We start from the raw sequence: 15,564 nt of genomic DNA on the forward strand, positions 1-15,564 counted from the left end.
CGTCCGTCACGCCGGGACGAGGGAGAGGAAGTGCCGCAGATAGCGCGCGTTGACCCGGCGCATCGACAGCAGCACGTACAGGTCGGCGACCCCGAACTCCGGGTCGTGCGCGGGCTCGCCGCAGACCCAGGCGCCGAGGCGGACGTAACCGCGCAGGAGCGCGGGCAGTTCGATGCGCGTGGCCGGGACGGGGGCGCTCGGCTGCCAGGGACGCAGGGGCCGTACGCGGTACTCCTCCGGGGCCAGGTGCTTGGCCTGCACGCGGTCCCAGGTCGCGGCGGCGAGCGTGCCGCCGTCGGCCAGCGGGATCGAGCAGCAGCCGGCCAGCCACTCGTGGCCGTGGTCGACCATGTAGCGGGCGATACCGGCCCAGATGAGGCTGATGACCGCGCCGTCGCGGTGGTCGGGGTGCACGCAGGAGCGGCCGACCTCGACCAGGTTCGGGCGCAGCGCGTCGATGCGGCTGAGGTCGAACTCGCCCTCGGAGTACAGGCGGCCCGCGACCGCGGCCCGCTCCGGCGGCAGCAGCCGGTAGGTGCCGACGACCTGCCCGGACACCTCCTCACGGACGAGCAGGTGGTCGCAGTACGCGTCGAAGGCGTCGATGTCGTGACCCGGCTGCGGGGTGGTCAGCAGGGCCCCCATCTCGCCGGCGAAGACGTCGTGCCGCAACCGCTGGGCGGCCCGCACGTCCTCCTCGTCGCGGGCGAGACCGACGGTGTACCGGGTGGGTGACGTGGGCTGCGGGGGACGGTCGACGGTCAGTACGCCGGTCATGGCTTACTCCTGGTCACGGGCCGGGGACGGCGAGCGGAGGGCGGTTGCGAGCGGTGCGTTGTGCCGCCCCTGTTCTTCCGGTGCCGGTTGGCGTCTGCGTGACCCGTGCCAGGAGAGGGGATGTGCGAATGTTGAACGCCGGGGGCCGGTACCGGTCGTCCACATTCCGGTGCCCGTCCGGTCAGCCGCCCGCTCCGGTGCCGTTCACTTGACGACCGCGAAAAGGCGAGACGGGGCCGGGGAGCACCACCCGACCCCGCCCGTCCGCACATGCCGGCGAACGTTCACTGATGCGCCCCGAAAGGGGCGCGGGGAACTGCGCGACAAGCCACGACGAACCCGCAGCCGCCGAACAACCGCCCCTGCTACGGCGCTACCGCTTCACCTTCCGCGCAGCCCGCAGCCACTCCTTGTTCATGCTCGTGATGGACATCAGAGGGATGCCCTTGGGGCAAGCCGTGGCGCACTCCCCCGTCAGCGTGCACCCCCCGAACCCCTCCTCGTCCATCTGCGCCACCATGTCCAGCACCCGTGTCTCCCGCTCAGGCGCCCCCTGCGGCAGCACATTCAAGTGATTGATCTTGGCGGAAGTGAACAACATCGCCGCCCCGTTGGGACAAGCCGCCACACACGCCCCGCACCCGATGCACTCCGCGTGCTCGAACGCGAAGTCCGCGTCCGGCTTCGGCACCGGCGTGGCGTGCGCTTCGGGAGCCGCCCCCGTCGGCGCGGTGATGTATCCACCCGCCTGGATGATCCGGTCGAACGCCGAACGATCGACGACCAGATCCTTGATCACCGGGAACGCCGACGCCCTCCACGGTTCGATATCGATCGTGTCGCCGTCCTTGAAGGACCGCATGTGCAGCTGACAGGTGGTCGTCCGCTCGGGCCCGTGCGCATCGCCGTTGATCACGAGCGAACACGCGCCGCAGATGCCCTCACGGCAGTCGTGGTCGAAGGCGACCGGGTCCTCGCCCTTGAGGATGAGCTCCTCGTTGAGGGTGTCGAGCATCTCCAGGAAGGACATGTCGGAGGAGATCCCGTCCACCTCGTACGTGGACATGGCGCCTTCGGTGTCGGCGTTCTTCTGCCGCCAGACGCGCAGGGTGAGCTTCATGCGTAGCTCCGCTGAGTGGGGTGGACGTACTCGAAGGCCAGGTCTTCCTTGTGCAGGGTCGGAGCCTCGCCGGTGCCGGTGAACTCCCAGGCGGCCGCGTACGCGAACTCGTCGTCCTTGCGGGCCGCTTCGCCGTCCGGCGTCTGCGACTCCTCGCGGAAGTGACCGCCGCAGGACTCGCTGCGGTGCAGCGCGTCGAGGCACATGAGCTCGGCGAGCTCCAGGTAGTCCACGATGCGGTTGGCCTTCTCCAGGGACTGGTTGAACTCCTCGCCGGTGCCGGGCACCTTGATGCGCCGCCAGAACTCCTCGCGGATCTGCGGGATGCGCTCCAGGGCCTTGCGCAGGCCCGAATCGGTGCGGGCCATCCCGCAGAACTCCCACATGAGCTCGCCGAGTTCGCGGTGGAAGGAGTCCGGCGTACGGTCGCCGTCCACGGCCAGCAGAAGGCTGAGCCGGTCCTCGTTCTCGGCCAGCACCTCCTGCACGGCCGGGTGGTCCACGGTGACCTTCTCGTGGTGCGGGTTGCGGGCGAGGTAGTCGTTGATGGTCGCCGGGAGGACGAAGTAGCCGTCGGCGAGCCCCTGCATCAGGGCCGAGGCACCGAGCCGGTTGGCGCCGTGGTCGGAGAAGTTGGCCTCGCCGATCGCGAACAGGCCGGGGATGGTGGTCTGCAGGTCGTAGTCGACCCATAGACCGCCCATGGTGTAGTGCACGGCGGGGTAGATCCGCATCGGCACCTCGTACGGGTCCTCGTCGGTGATCCGCTGGTACATGTCGAAGAGGTTGCCGTACTTGGCCTCGACGGCCTTGCGGCCCATCCGCGTGATCGCGTCCGCGAAGTCCAGGTACACGCCCTGTCCACCGGGGCCCACTCCCCTGCCCTCGTCGCAGACGTTCTTCGCCGCGCGGGAGGCGATGTCGCGCGGGACCAGGTTGCCGAAGGACGGGTAGATGCGCTCCAGGTAGTAGTCGCGCTCGTCCTCGGGGATCTTGTTCGGCGGCCGGTCGTCGCCCTTGGCCTTCGGCACCCAGATCCGGCCGTCGTTGCGCAGCGACTCGCTCATCAGCGTCAGCTTGGACTGGTGGTCGCCGGTGCGCGGGATGCATGTGGGGTGGATCTGCGTGAAGCAGGGGTTGGCGAAGTAGGCGCCGCGCCGGTGGGCCCGCCAGATGGCGGTGGCGTTGGAGTTCATGGCGTTCGTCGACAGGTAGAAGACGTTGCCGTAGCCGCCGGAGGCCAGCACCACCGCGTCGGCGAAGTACGTGTCGATCTTGCCGGTGATGAGGTCCCGGGCCACGATCCCGCGCGCCCGCCCGTCGACGACGATCAGGTCCAGCATCTCGGTGCGCGGGTGCATCTCGACGTTCCCCGCGGCGATCTGCCTGCTGAGGGCCTGGTAGGCGCCGAGCAGCAGCTGCTGTCCCGTCTGGCCGCGGGCGTAGAAGGTCCGCGACACCTGGACGCCGCCGAAGGAGCGGGTGTCGAGCAGGCCGCCGTACTCGCGGGCGAACGGTACGCCCTGCGCCACGCACTGGTCGATGATCTCGACCGAGATCTGCGCGAGCCGGTGCACGTTCGACTCGCGCGCCCGGAAGTCGCCGCCCTTGACGGTGTCGTAGAACAGGCGGTGGATGGAGTCGCCGTCGTTGCGGTAGTTCTTCGCCGCGTTGATGCCGCCCTGCGCGGCGATCGAGTGGGCGCGGCGCGGGGAGTCCTGGTAGCAGAACTGGACGACGTGGTAGCCCTGTTCGGCGAGGGTGGCGCCGGCGGAACCGCCGGCCAGTCCGGTCCCCACCACGATCACCGTGTGCTTGCGCCGGTTGGCGGGGTTGACCAGCTTGGCCTCGAAACGGCGCTTGTCCCAGCGTTCGCTGACCGGGCCGGACGGGGCCTTGCCGTCCACGACCGGCTCACCGGTCCGGTAGTCCGCGTAGGAAGTCATCTTCAGCTCACCACTCCGGTCATGACGCCCACGGGTACGGCGATGAAGCCCGCCGTGAGCAGCAGCGCGAGGACGTTCGCGACGGTCTTCAGGGCGCGGTCGCGGGTGCGGCTGCCCGCGCCGAGGGTCTGGGCGGCGCTCCAGAAGCCGTGCCGGATGTGCAGGCCGAGGGCGAGCATCGCGACGATGTAGACGACGTTGCCGTACCAGGTGGAGAAGGTGTCCACGACGTTCTGGTACGGGTGGCCCTCCTGGAAGCCGCCGGAGTGCACGGTGCCGGTCGTCAGGTCCAGGACGTGCCAGACGATGAACAGGCCGAGGATGATGCCGCCCCAGCGCATGGTGCGGGTGGCGTAGGAGGCCCGGGGCTTCTTGTGCACGTACTTGCTGGGGCGTGCCTTGATGTCACGGCGGCTGAGCTGGTACGCCGAGACCGCGTGGGCGACGACGGCGACGACCAGCACGACGCGGATCAGCCACAGCGTCCACTCGTAGTGCATGAACGGCTCGCCGACCGTGCGCAGCCAGTGGCCGTACGCGTTGAACTCGCCCGCGCCGAAGTAGATCTTGAGATTGCCGATCATGTGGGCGACCAGGTACAGCAGCATGATCAGCCCGCTGACCGCCATCACGGTCTTCTTGCCGACGGTGGAGTCCCACACCGTGCGTGCCATGGACGGCCGTCGGTCCGTCCGCGTTGCCAGAGCCATGAACAGGACGCTAGGGCCGAACGGCCCCATCGGTCCAAGACATGGTCCGGCTCGTTTCGATAGGCATCCCCTATGGGCGTCCTATGCTGGCTCCATGCAGTTCCAGCAGCTCCAGTACTTCGTGGCGGTCGCCGAGACCCGGCACTTCACCCGGGCCGCCGACCTGGTGCACGTCGCGCAGCCCTCGCTGTCGCAGCAGATCAAGGCGCTGGAGCGGGAGTTGGGGGCGGACCTCTTCCTGCGGGCGCGCGGCAACATCACGCTGACGGACGCCGGGGAGGCCCTGCTGCCGCTGGCCCGGCGCATCCTGGCCGACGCGGACACCGCCCGGTACGAGGTGCAGGAGCTGGTGCAGCTGCGCCGGGGCCGGGTGCGCCTCGGCGCGACGCCGAGCCTGTGCACGGGCCTGCTCCCGGACGTGCTGCGCGCCTTCCACGACCGCTACCCCGGGATCCGGCTGCTGATCGAGGAGGGCGGCTCGCACGACCTGGTACGGGAACTCGCGCGCGGCGCCCTCGACCTCGCCCTCGTCGTGCTGCCCCTGCCGACCCCGTCCCCGGCACTGACCACGGTGGAGCTGCTCCGCGAGGACCTGGTGGTCGTCTCCTCGCCGGAGGCGCCCCGCCCGGGCGGCGGCCGGCGCACCGTGCGCATCGCCGACCTGGAGGGCGAACGCCTGGTGATGTTCCGGCACGGCTACGACCTGCGCGAGCTGACCGTCGCCGCGTGCCGCGCCGAGGGCTTCGAGCCGGACTTCGCGGTGGAGGGCGGGGAGATGGACGCGGTGCTGGGCTTCGTACGGGCCGGGCTCGGCCTCGCCGTCGTACCGCGCATGGTGGCGGCCCGGTCGGGCCGGGGGCTACGGGTCACCCCGCTGGCCCGGCCGGGACTGCACCGGACGATCGCGCTGGCCCACCGCAGCGATGTGGCGCCGCCGCGGGCCGCGCGGGAGTTGCAGCGGATGCTGCTGGAGCGGTGAGCCGAACTCACATGATCAGGCGGTGGGTGCCAGCGCGATCAGAACCGACTGGAGGTCGTAGTTGCTGCCACTCGGGGCCTGCAGGTAGGCGCCGCCGTACCGCGTGACCGCCGTCGGCGACTTCGGCGTGCCGATGTACAGCGACATGTCCGAACCGTTCGTGGTGCTCGGGTCCTTGCCCTTCGACGAAGGCTTCCAGGACGCACTCGGCTTACCGGTCGGCACGTCCGCGCCGGTCGCCGCGTCCATCAGCACCGGCTGGGCCTCGGTCTGGGCGTAGACGATGCCGTGGAACGCCGCGGTGACCGCCGGGACGACCCGGCTCGCCGACTTGTCGGTGTAGCCCCAGGTCTTCTTGCCGGTGGTGTCGTCGAAGCCGACGATCTCCTTGCCGCCGGACGCGCCGGACGTGCAGACCACGGCCTTGGCCTGGTCACCCCAGCAGGTGACGGCGCTCACTTGCTCGTCCACAGCCTGCAACTTGGTCTGTACGACGGCGCCACTGGCGTAGTCGACCGAGTAGAGAACGTTGTTGTACTTGTCGTTGCCCTCGTACGAGTTGGAGGCGAGGTAGGCGCGCTGGGAGCCGCTGCCTGCCGGGTTCAGGTAGTCCTGCTTGGTCGGGGTCTGCTTGGTGATCTTGCCGGTCGTACCGTCGGCGATCACGATCGTGCCGTCGGCCGCACCCTCCCGGTGATTGCCCTTCGCGCCGGCGACGACACCCTTCAGTACGCCCGCAGGGGTGACGAACGGGATGACGGTCGACTTCCGGGTCTTCGGGTCGGCATAGACGGTGAACACGTCGCCGCCCTTCTTGGCGGCCTCCTCGCCGGCGGCTCCGACACCGACGACGATCTGCCCGGTGGCGGCGTCGTACGCCTGGCTCACCACGTTGTCGCCGCCCTGGCCGGCGCCGAGGGCCGGGGTGAGGTCCGCGGTGACCTCGGCGACCTTCTTGCCGTCGGTCGCATCGAGCCACTGGAACACCACCTGACCCTTGGCCTTCTGGGTGCCGTTGCCCTTGTCGTTCTGCACGTACGCGATCGCCACGACGTCCTTGCCGTCCAACTGGACGCCCATCGGTGCGGTCACGTCCAGCGTCTCGGTGGTGGACGCGGCCGCGGACGGGACGGTCCACGGGTCGCCCTGCGCGGCGATGTTGCGGCCGGTGACACCGGTGAGTCCCGCGATCAGAGAGGTCGGGCCCACCATGCCGGCCTGGAGCGTGTAGTCATTGTCCTTGGCCGTGCGCTCGACCCCGAACGCCGACATCGCGACGAAGGCCTTCGGCGGGTCGAAGGAGGGGACTCCCGGCGCCGACGGTGCGGTGGCGGTGCTGCTGCCGCCCTCCGGTTTCGAGTCGGACTTGTCGTCGTTGCCGCCGCAACCTGCCAGCAGCACCACAGCGGTGGCGACGCCGACAACGGCCATAGGACGCTGCATCGTTGGTTACTCCCCCGATCGACCGGTAATGATCGGCTGGAACGGTAGCAGTTGCCACTCCCTCCGACCCGGACCGTCTCCAAATCCCCACATACCGACCCCTCAGTTTCCCGTGCGGGGCGTGAGCAGGTCCGGCAGGCCGATCCGCTCGTAGAAGTCGACGCGCACCCGGTCGGCGACGTCGCTCACCCGCTCCGAGCCGTCGTCGGCCGGGTCGATGGTGGTGCGGAAGGGGCGCTCGCCCTTGGGTGTGTCGACGATGCGCACGATGGCCCGGGCGACCTCCCGCACGTCGGCGTCGGCGGGCGCCAGGGCGGCGAGCCGCTTGCCGACGTCCTCCATCAGCCCCGCGTAGAAGGCGTCGTACGCCTCCGCGGTGGCCGTGTCCTCGGGGTGCATCGCGTGCACGAAGTGGTTGGTGCCCGAGGTGAAGGAGCCCGGGACCACGAGGGCCGTGTCGATGCCGAAGCGGCTCAGCTCGACCGCGTAGCTCTTGGCCAGGTGGTCCATCGCGGCCTTGGCGCCGAAGTAGGGGCCGAGGTAGGGCGGGGTGCCGCCGTAGGTGCTGGACGACCCCACCCAGAGCAGCAGGCCGTCGCGCCGGTCCCGCATCCCCGGCAGCACGGCGCGGTTGACGCGCTGCGTGGACAGCACGTTGGTGTCGTAGATCTCGGCGATCTGCTCCGGCGTGAACGCCTCGGTCGGACCGAGCACCATGTGGCCGGCGTTGTGGACGACGACGTCGATCCGCCCCGCCTCCGCCGTGATCTGCGCGACCGCGGCGTCCACGGACTCCTGGCGGGACACGTCGAGTTCGACGGTGCGCAGGGCGACGCCGTTCCGGTCGGCGTAGGCGCGGGCGTCCGCGACGGCCGGGGCGTTGCGGCCGGTGGTCTGCCGGATCCCCGCGTAGACGATGTGTCCGGCGTCGGCGAGGGCGCGGGCGGTCAGGGCACCGAAACCGCTGGAGGCACCCGTGACGAGGGCGACGTAGGGCATGGCGATCTCCTTGCTGAAGAACGGGGGACGGTACGGCCGCTCAGGCGAAACTGATCACGCTGCGGCCGCGCGCGGACCCGTCGGCCATCGCGTCGAGGACGGCCGGCGCCTGGTCCAGGGCGATCGGCGTGACCTCGGGCAGGATTCCGTGGGCCGCGGAGAAGGCGAGGGTGTCGCGCAGGTCGTGGGGCGAGCCGGAGGGGGACGCGGCCACGTGCAGACGGTTGAGGATCATGGGCTGGGTGGGCAGCGTGAGCGGCTCCGAGCCGTAGCCGAGGAGCAGCAGGGTGCCGTCGGGGGCGAGGCCGCCCAGGGTGGCGGTGGCCGCGGCGGTGGACGGGGCGGCGTTGAGGACGAGGTTCGCGCCGCCGTCCCACGCCTTGAGGGCCTCGGCGGGGTCGGACTCGTCGGTGGCGACGAACAGTTCGGCGCCCAGGGCCTTGGCCTGGTCCTCGCCGCGCCGGGAGCGGCCCACCACGGCGACACGCGCTCCCATGGCGACCGCGTAGCGCACGGCCAGGGCACCCACTCCGCCGAGGCCCACGACGGCGACCCGGGCACCGGCCGTCGCGCCGCCCTGGCGCAGGCCGTTGAAGGCGGTGAGGCCCGCGCACATCAGCGGAGCCGCGGCCACGGGGTCCAGGCCGTCCGGCAGGGGAGTGACGAAGTCGGCCTTGAGCAGGGCGTACTCGGCGTAGCCGCCGTCGGCCACGATGCCGGTGATGCGCTTGCGCGGGCACAGGATCTGGTCGCCGCGCACGCAGTGGTCGCAGTGCCGGCAGGAGTCGTACAGGAACTGGGCGCCCACCACGGTGCCGACCTCGGGGAAGGTCACGCCCTCGCCGACGGCGGTCACGACTCCGGTGATCTCGTGGCCCGGGATGACGGGGAACCGGGCGAAGGGATAGTGGCCGCGCAGCAGGTTCAGGTCGGAGAAGCACACGCCGCAGGCGGTGACCTTGACGAGGACCTCGCCGGCGGCGGGCTGGGGGACGTCGAGGGTGTCGAGGGCGAGGGGAAGGTTCACGCCGGTGGCGACGGCAGCACGCATCGCGGGCTCCAGGGGGCTAGGGGGTGCGCCAGGACGTTCCCGGCACCTCCGAGTCTTGGGGCCCGCCGCGGTGCCGTCCAATGCTTGTTGTCGCCCGATTGATGCCGTCTCGGCATCGGCGCAGGTCTACGTCGTCCCCCGGGCCCGCGCGCCCGCACGCACCGCCTCCACGAAGCTCGTCACGAGCGGGGAGCGGCGCGAGCCGTTCCAGGCCAGGGCGACCTGGCCCGGTGGCACGTCGGCGACCGGGACGTACGCGACGTCGGACCGGGGGAACGCGGCCGCGACGGAGTTCGGCACGAACGCGATGCCGCGCCCTCCCCTGACGTAGCCGAGGAGTTCCTCCATGTCGTGGAAGGCGGGGCCGTGGCCGGGCCGGGTGCCGTCGGGACGTGGATCGGCGTTCCATACGGCCGACCAGGCCTCGGCCGCGTCGGCGTACTCCAGGACGGGGTCGTCGGCCAGCGCGGCGAGGGCGACCTTGGCGTCATGGGCCCGCGGATGGCCGACGGGCAGGACCGCGGTGAGGTGCTCGGAGTAGAGGGGAAGCAGCTCGACACCGTCGGCTTCGAGGGGCGGCCGCACGAACCCGACGTCGACGCTGCCCTCCAGCAGCGCCCGAGCCTGGCTCCACCAGCGCAGCCGGACCAGTTCGATGGAGACGTGCGGATGCTGCCCGGAGAACGCGTTCAGGGCGAGGCCGACGTCCGTGCCGAGCATGAAGCCCACGACCAGCGCGTCGTCACCGGCGCCGATGCGGCGGGCCCGCTCCTGGGCGGCCTCCGAGGCGGCGAGCAGCGCCTTGGCGTCGCGCAGGAACTGTTCGCCGGCCGGGGTGAGCGTCACCTCGCGGGTACTGCGGGTGAAGAGATCGACCCGCAGGTCGTGCTCCAGCTGCCGCACCTGCCGGGAGAGCGCGGGCTGAGTGACGTGCAGGGCGACGGCCGCCTGCCCGAAATGGCGGCGCTCGGCCACGGCCACGAAGTAGCGCAGCTTGCGCAGATCCAGATCGACCGGCCCGTCAGGCATGGCTTCACGCTATACGACCGTGAGGAGGCTGTACGGGGGCGGGGCGAAGCCCGCCCCCGCCGCGTACGGCGCCGAAAGCAGCTCGCCACCGTCCCGTGCGGGGCCGGTAGACAGCGCGCCTGCACGCACCGCGGCCGGCCCGGGACCGGGAAACAGCCCGCCCTGTAGGCGCCCCGTCCCGCACGGCCGGGAATCATCCCGCCCCGCACACGCTCCATTCCGCACGGCGCCGGAAAACAGCCCCGCCCTGGACGGGACCGGGAGCAGCCTCCGGGATGCACCCCCGTCCCGTACGGCCCCGCCGTTCAGCCCGTCGCGTCCACCAGTGCCAGCTCGTGGAGCCGCTCCGGGGGGCCCGGGCGGGCATAGTACCAGCCCTGGGCCGTGTCGCAGCCCAGAATCCGCAGCTGCTCGGCCTGGGCGCCGGTCTCCACGCCCTCCACGGTCACCGCGAGGCTCAGGCTGTGGGCCAGGGAGACGATCCCCTCGACGATCTTGAGGTCGACGGGGTCGGCCGGGAACTGCTGCATGCTCTGCGTGAAGGAGCGGTCCAGCTTGAGGATGCTCACCGGCAGGCGGCGCAGGTTGGCGAGGTTGGAGTAGCCGGTGCCGAAGTCGTCCAGGGCGATGTCGACGCCCATCTCGGCCAGCCGGCGCAGGGGTTTGAGCAGGTCGTCGTCGGCGCCGATGAGGGCCGACTCGGTGACCTCCAGGCAGAGCGAGTCCGGTGTCACGCCCGCGCGCTCCAGGATGTCCACCGTGTCCTGGACCAGCCCGGGATGGGTGAGCTGGCAGGGCGAGAGGTTGACGTTGATGCGCAGCGGGCCCGCATCGTCGTGCCGTTCTCGCCACTCGCGTGCCTGACGCACCGACTGCTCCAGGACCCAGCGGCCGAGCGGCACGATGAGTCCCGTGTGCTCGGCGAGCGGGATGAACCGGTCCGGGCCGAGGACGCCGTGCTGCGGGTGCAGCCAGCGCACCAGGGCCTCCGCGCCGCGCACGCTGCCGTCGCCGAGGTGGACCAGCGGCTGGTACTCGATGAAGAACTCGCCCCGGTCCAACGCCGTGGGGAGAGCCGTGGTCAGTCCGTGCCTCGTGATGGCGCGGGCGTCGGCCTCCGGGTCGGCCAGCTCGAAGCGGTTGCCGCCCGCCGACTTGGCCCGGTACATGGTGATGTCGGCGCTGCGCAGCACCTCCGCCGGGCTGCGCTCCCCGGCCGGCCCCTCGACGATGCCGATGCTGCCGCGCACGGTCAGCTCCCGGCCGTCGACGCTGATCGGGGCGAGCAGCGCGTTCATGATGCGGGCCGCGAGTTCGTCGACCTCGCGCTCGGTGCCGGGGCCGGTGGTCAGCGCCACGAACTCGTCGCCGCCGAGCCGCGCGACCATCTCGCCCGGCGCGGTGGCACAGGACTGCAGCCGGTCGGCGACCTCGACGAGCAGCCGGTCGCCGGCCGCGTGGCCGAGGCTGTCGTTGACGGTCTTGAAGCCGTCCAGGTCGAGGTAGCACAGGCCGAACCGCTGTCCTTCGCCGGCACCCAGTGCCTTCTCCAGGCGTTCGAAGAAGAACGTGCGGTTGGGCAGACCCGTGAGGGCGTCGTGCGTGGCCTCGTAGCGCAGCCGGAGGTTGAGCAGGCGCCGCTCGGTGGTGTCCTCCATCAGGGCCAGCTGGTACTGCGGGTCACCGTCGGCGTCGCGCAGCAGGGAGACCGTGAGGTTGGTCCACAGGACCGTTCCGTCAGGGCGGTAGAAGGCCTTTTCGAGGTGGTAGTGCTCGCGCTCGCCGCGGACGAGTTCGTCGTAGAGCTTCCAGGTCTGCGGCGCGTCCTCGGGGTGGGTCCACTCCTTGACGTTGCGGCTGCGCAGCGCCTGCTCGGAGACGCCGAACATGCGCAGCAGCGCGCCGTTGACCTGGAGGATGTTGCCCTCCAGGTCGGCGATGCCGATCCCTATCGCGGCGCCCTCGAAGACCGCGCGGAAGCGGGCCTCGGTGGCGTGCAGCGCCTGCGCGACGACGCCCTGCGCCTTGAGCGCGGCCGCGGAGATCGCCTCCTGCTCGGCCAGCGTCCGCTCGCGCAGCGCCTGGGCGAACCCGGCGGCCATGGCGTGCTGCAGCCGCGAGGAGCGCGCCCGCAGGTCCTCCTGGTCGCCGCCCGTGCCGCAGTAGAGCACGAGGTAGGCCTCGACGCAGTCCAGCGAGCGGCTGAGCGCCTCGGGGTCGGTGCAGTGCGCGGCGACGAGCGCGGCGCCGACCGCCTTGCCCTCGTTCGCGTCGAACGTCCTGGCCCTGAGCGCCTCGCTCAACCGCCGGGCCAGCGGCAGCAGTTGCTCCTCGAACTCCGGCCGGGTCGACGACGTCGAGGTCACCGGGAAGACGGCCCGGCTCCAGATCGTCGCGAACCGGCGCAGTCTGTCCTCCGGCCCGTCCGGCCCCGCGCTCACGCCTTACGCCCCACGCCGGCGAAACCGGAGAAGGCATAAGGATCCTCGTCCTCCGGTGCGGTGTCCGGCCGCCAGTGCGGCATAGCCACCAGTCCGGGTTCCACCATGTCGTACCCCTCGAAGAACCGCGCGATCTCGTCGCGCGAGCGCATGATCAGCGGGTTGCGAATGTCCTTGTATACGTCGACCGTGCCCTTGGCCCGCTCCTCGGGCAGCGGGATTCCCTCGTACGAGGCATGCGTGAGCACCAGCATGCTGCCGGGCGCGAGCGCGTCGCGCAGCTCGGCCACCGCCCCGTACGGGTCGTCCTCGTCCTCCACGAAGTGCAGTATGGCAACGAGAAGCAGGGCGACTGGCCGGTTCAGGTCGATGAGACGCTCGACCGCCGAACTGCGCAGGATCTCCTGGGGCTTGCGGAGGTCGGCGGCGACGACGTCCGTGCCGGCGTTGCCCGCGAGGACGGCCTCGCTGTGTGCGACGGCGACCGGGTCGTGGTCGACGTACACCACGTGCGCGTCGGCGCTGGCCTTCTGGGCCACTTCGTGGACGTTGCCGAACGTCGGGATGCCGGAGCCGATGTCCAGGAACTGGGTGATGCCCTCGTCGACGGCGAAGCGCACCGCGCGGCGCATGAACGCCCGGTTGGCCTGCATGATCTTGGGGAGTCCCGGCATGAACTCCATGGCCTTGCGGGCCGCTTCCCGGTCGACCTCGAAGTTGTGCGATCCGCCCAGGTAGTAGTCGTAGATCCGCGAGACGCTGGGCACCGAGATGTCGATGCTCCGTGGGGCCCAGGCGGGACGCTCCATCTATCTCTCCAAGGCTCAGGCGATCCGGTGTTCGAGCTGAGGCTACTGATCGCCCGCCAATGGAGCGAGCGGAAACGGAAATTGACCATCCGTTCCCGGTCACTGCCACCGGCACGTGCCGAATTGATGCCCCGCCGCGCCCTCTGTGAAAAGCATCCGAAGGGTTCCAGAGGTTCCAGAGTTCCGAACCATGGTGAAAGAGGGTGAACAGTACCGGTGAATGACGACAAACCGGTCCGCCCCCTGTGTGTGGAGCTCAGGGGGCGGACCGGTGGGTCTGGCGCGCCGTCCGTTCGTCCGGCACTCTCGCTGTCTCGTCCCTCCCTTCCGTGGTCGGTACTCGGCTGGGTGAGGCGATCAACCCTGGGGAGGTGTGATCTCTACTGCTCCGGCGCGCCGACCGGCTTGCCGTCGGGGCGGATGGCGAACCATGTGCCGCCGACGCCCTGACCGTTGGTGTCACCGGGCTTCTTGTCACCGGCGAAGGTGTAGATCGGCACGCAGTCGATGGTCTGCTGCTTGATGCCGTCGGGGCGGTCGAAGACCACGTAACCCTGACCCCTGGGGCCGGACCCCTTCAGATCGATACCCTCGGTGTCCTCGGCGTCGACCGGGGCGATGACCGGCCACTTCTCCAGGCACTCGCCGGTGCACGCCGTCTTCATCGGCCAGGGCGAGTCCTTCATGAAGCGGTAGACCGTGTGGCCGTTCTTGTCGATGACGATCTCACCGAGCTTGGGGTCCTTGCGCGTGGACAGACCGGGCAGGTCGGCCGCCTCCGCACCCCCGCCGCTCTTGGCCTTCTTGCCGTCGGGGGCGAGTGCGTACCAAGTGCCGCCGACGGCCTGGCCGTTGACGTCACCGGCCTGGGTGTCCTTCGCGAAGCGGTAGGCCGGCCAGCCGCCGACCGTCAGCTGCTTGGTGCCGTCGGAGCGGGTGACCGAGCCGAGCAGCGACTCGTCGATGCCGGCCCCGGCCGTGGCGTCGTCCGCGGGGACCGGCGGCCACTTCTTCGCGCAGTCGCCGTCGCAATTCGACTTGGGCGGCTCCGCGGTGTCCTTGTCGAAGCGGTAGAGCGTCAGACCGGAGCTGTCGGTCAGCACCTTGCCGAGTTCCTGGGTGGTGGAAACGGAGAGCTCACCGGCGGAGGCGGACCCCGTGGCCGCGCTCTCCTGGCCGGCCGCGCCGGCGTCGTAACCGGATCCGTTGCCGAGGCCGGTGCCCGCACTTCCGTAATCACCGGCCGCGGCCGTGGCACCCACGTTCTGGCTGCTCGCCGGCGGCGCCGTTTCCGAGCCACATGCCGTCGTCAACGCCAGCACAGCCACGGCGCTCACCACGAGCGAGGCGCTCCGCCACGAGGTATTCATCGTCAACTCCCCGATCATCACAAGGGTGTTGCAGCGCCCTGCTGCGCCGCCGCACGACATGGGGTACGCACGGGAACCACGTGCGTGTTCAACCGACCCGCACATTTCTTTCGGAAAGCTGTGACGCCGCCCGCCGCACACCCGTGAATCGCACGGGCATGCGCCTCGACGGTCACACCCGCGCCCGCCGATCAAACCTTTCGAGGGCCGCGCGTCGCCCGTTCGAGGCAATCCGCCCGCACTCCGGCGTGTTCGAGCCTGCACGGGGCTCAGGATCTTCGTCGTGCATGGACTCGAACCGACCCAATCCACCCTTGCGGCACGGGTGTTGACGGTGGCCGCGCTGACCTGGCTCCTGGTGGCGGCCCCGGCCGGCGCCGCCTCGGCCACCGTCTGCGCCTACACCGACACGGGCCCCGACGGTGCGCAGGCCGTGGCGGTCGTCGGGAACCTCACCTGGCCGACACCGACGCCGACGCAGTGCCCGGTGCCGACGCCCAGTCCCACACCGACGCCGACACCCAAGCCGACCCCCAGCCCGGACCCCGCCCCCACACCGACACCGACACCCACGCCCACGCCGAAACCCGAACCCCCGCCTCCCCCGCCGCCTCCGCCCCCCGCACCACCGGCACCCCAGCCCGCGCCGCCTCGCGCGCGGCCGGCCCCGCCCCCCGCGCCGGCACCCACCCCGCCCCCCTCCCCCAAACCGTCGGCTAAATCCACCCCGCGTCCGTCCATCGCCCCGGTGCACTACCCGCCCTACCGCGCCACCCCGCACCGCCGGGCGGCGCACGACGCCCCCTCACCCCTCACCTTCGTCCTGCTCATCGCGGCGCCCGCCATCGCCGCCGTAGCCGCACTGCGGCCGCGCTGACCCTGGAGGCTTC

Annotated in this window: 13 protein-coding genes; 2 read left to right on the forward strand and 11 right to left on the reverse strand. The window is 70.9% G+C overall.

Annotated features, from left to right (window positions below):
- Positions 1-6: 6 nt before the first annotated feature.
- The 4 genes from ACIBU0_RS02670 to ACIBU0_RS02685 form a co-directional block, all read right to left on the reverse strand.
- Entirely contained in the window at positions 7-777 is a 771-nt protein-coding gene (locus ACIBU0_RS02670; protein ID WP_398810543.1) for a GNAT family N-acetyltransferase, read from the reverse strand.
- A 373-nt stretch (positions 778-1,150) separates the two neighbouring features.
- Entirely contained in the window at positions 1,151-1,897 is a 747-nt protein-coding gene (locus ACIBU0_RS02675; RefSeq protein WP_398810546.1) for a succinate dehydrogenase/fumarate reductase iron-sulfur subunit, read from the reverse strand.
- The gene (locus ACIBU0_RS02680) at positions 1,894-3,843 is read right to left on the reverse strand and encodes a fumarate reductase/succinate dehydrogenase flavoprotein subunit (RefSeq protein WP_398810548.1); all 1,950 of its coding nucleotides are present in this window, start codon (positions 3,841-3,843) and stop codon (positions 1,894-1,896) included. The genes ACIBU0_RS02675 and ACIBU0_RS02680 overlap by 4 nt, the downstream gene beginning before the upstream one ends.
- A 2-nt stretch (positions 3,844-3,845) precedes the next feature.
- Positions 3,846-4,517, reverse strand: a complete 672-nt coding sequence (locus tag ACIBU0_RS02685; protein WP_398811746.1) for a succinate dehydrogenase — start codon at positions 4,515-4,517, stop codon at positions 3,846-3,848.
- A gap of 130 nt (positions 4,518-4,647) precedes the next feature.
- Here ACIBU0_RS02685 and ACIBU0_RS02690 point away from each other — a divergent pair, with 130 nt between their 5' ends.
- Entirely contained in the window at positions 4,648-5,532 is an 885-nt protein-coding gene (locus tag ACIBU0_RS02690) for a LysR family transcriptional regulator (protein ID WP_398810551.1), read from the forward strand.
- Positions 5,533-5,547: 15 nt separating this feature from the next.
- Here the strand turns inward: ACIBU0_RS02690 and ACIBU0_RS02695 are convergent, their stop codons facing one another.
- The 7 genes from ACIBU0_RS02695 to ACIBU0_RS02725 all read right to left on the reverse strand — a co-directional run bounded on the left by ACIBU0_RS02695 (position 5,548) and on the right by ACIBU0_RS02725 (position 14,674).
- Positions 5,548-6,963, reverse strand: a complete 1,416-nt coding sequence (locus ACIBU0_RS02695; protein WP_398810554.1) for a hypothetical protein — start codon at positions 6,961-6,963, stop codon at positions 5,548-5,550.
- Between the two features lie 114 nt (positions 6,964-7,077).
- Positions 7,078-7,974 carry an SDR family oxidoreductase gene (locus tag ACIBU0_RS02700; RefSeq protein WP_398810557.1) on the reverse strand — a complete coding sequence of 299 codons (897 nt, stop codon included), beginning with the start codon at positions 7,972-7,974 and terminating at the stop codon, positions 7,078-7,080.
- A 40-nt stretch (positions 7,975-8,014) separates the two neighbouring features.
- A complete protein-coding gene (locus ACIBU0_RS02705) occupies positions 8,015-9,025 on the reverse strand; it encodes an alcohol dehydrogenase catalytic domain-containing protein (RefSeq protein ID WP_398810560.1) in 1,011 nt (336 codons plus the stop codon).
- Positions 9,026-9,151: 126 nt separating this feature from the next.
- Entirely contained in the window at positions 9,152-10,054 is a 903-nt protein-coding gene (locus ACIBU0_RS02710) for a LysR family transcriptional regulator (protein WP_398810562.1), read from the reverse strand.
- Positions 10,055-10,359: 305 nt separating this feature from the next.
- A complete protein-coding gene (locus ACIBU0_RS02715) occupies positions 10,360-12,495 on the reverse strand; it encodes a putative bifunctional diguanylate cyclase/phosphodiesterase (protein WP_398810565.1) in 2,136 nt (711 codons plus the stop codon).
- On the reverse strand, positions 12,492-13,304 hold the full coding sequence (locus ACIBU0_RS02720) for an SAM-dependent methyltransferase (protein WP_398810568.1): 813 nt from the start codon (positions 13,302-13,304) through the stop codon (positions 12,492-12,494). The genes ACIBU0_RS02715 and ACIBU0_RS02720 overlap by 4 nt, the downstream gene beginning before the upstream one ends.
- A 380-nt stretch (positions 13,305-13,684) precedes the next feature.
- Entirely contained in the window at positions 13,685-14,674 is a 990-nt protein-coding gene (locus tag ACIBU0_RS02725) for an SCO0930 family lipoprotein (protein WP_398810571.1), read from the reverse strand.
- A gap of 283 nt (positions 14,675-14,957) precedes the next feature.
- Between ACIBU0_RS02725 and ACIBU0_RS02730 the strand changes: the two genes are divergently transcribed.
- Positions 14,958-15,551 (forward strand): hypothetical protein, encoded by a 594-nt coding sequence (locus tag ACIBU0_RS02730; protein ID WP_398810574.1) that lies wholly within the window; start codon positions 14,958-14,960, stop codon positions 15,549-15,551.
- Positions 15,552-15,564: the final 13 nt, after the last annotated feature.

Source organism: Streptomyces sp. NPDC049627 (assembly GCF_044465645.1).
Classification (GTDB): domain Bacteria; phylum Actinomycetota; class Actinomycetes; order Streptomycetales; family Streptomycetaceae; genus Streptomyces.

What these genes read in the sequence shown, in the direction of transcription:
- ACIBU0_RS02670 (WP_398810543.1), bottom strand. Translation starts at nt 777, where the DNA reads ATGACCGGCGTACTGACCGTCGACCGTCCCCCGCAGCCCACGTCACCC.
- ACIBU0_RS02675 (WP_398810546.1), bottom strand. Translation starts at nt 1,897, where the DNA reads ATGAAGCTCACCCTGCGCGTCTGGCGGCAGAAGAACGCCGACACCGAA.
- ACIBU0_RS02680 (WP_398810548.1), bottom strand. Translation starts at nt 3,843, where the DNA reads ATGACTTCCTACGCGGACTACCGGACCGGTGAGCCGGTCGTGGACGGC.
- ACIBU0_RS02685 (WP_398811746.1), bottom strand. Translation starts at nt 4,517, where the DNA reads ATGGCACGCACGGTGTGGGACTCCACCGTCGGCAAGAAGACCGTGATG.
- ACIBU0_RS02690 (WP_398810551.1), top strand. Translation starts at nt 4,648, where the DNA reads ATGCAGTTCCAGCAGCTCCAGTACTTCGTGGCGGTCGCCGAGACCCGG.
- ACIBU0_RS02695 (WP_398810554.1), bottom strand. Translation starts at nt 6,963, where the DNA reads ATGGCCGTTGTCGGCGTCGCCACCGCTGTGGTGCTGCTGGCAGGTTGC.
- ACIBU0_RS02700 (WP_398810557.1), bottom strand. Translation starts at nt 7,974, where the DNA reads ATGCCCTACGTCGCCCTCGTCACGGGTGCCTCCAGCGGTTTCGGTGCC.
- ACIBU0_RS02705 (WP_398810560.1), bottom strand. Translation starts at nt 9,025, where the DNA reads ATGCGTGCTGCCGTCGCCACCGGCGTGAACCTTCCCCTCGCCCTCGAC.
- ACIBU0_RS02710 (WP_398810562.1), bottom strand. Translation starts at nt 10,054, where the DNA reads ATGCCTGACGGGCCGGTCGATCTGGATCTGCGCAAGCTGCGCTACTTC.
- ACIBU0_RS02720 (WP_398810568.1), bottom strand. Translation starts at nt 13,304, where the DNA reads ATGGAGCGTCCCGCCTGGGCCCCACGGAGCATCGACATCTCGGTGCCC.
- ACIBU0_RS02725 (WP_398810571.1), bottom strand. Translation starts at nt 14,674, where the DNA reads ATGAATACCTCGTGGCGGAGCGCCTCGCTCGTGGTGAGCGCCGTGGCT.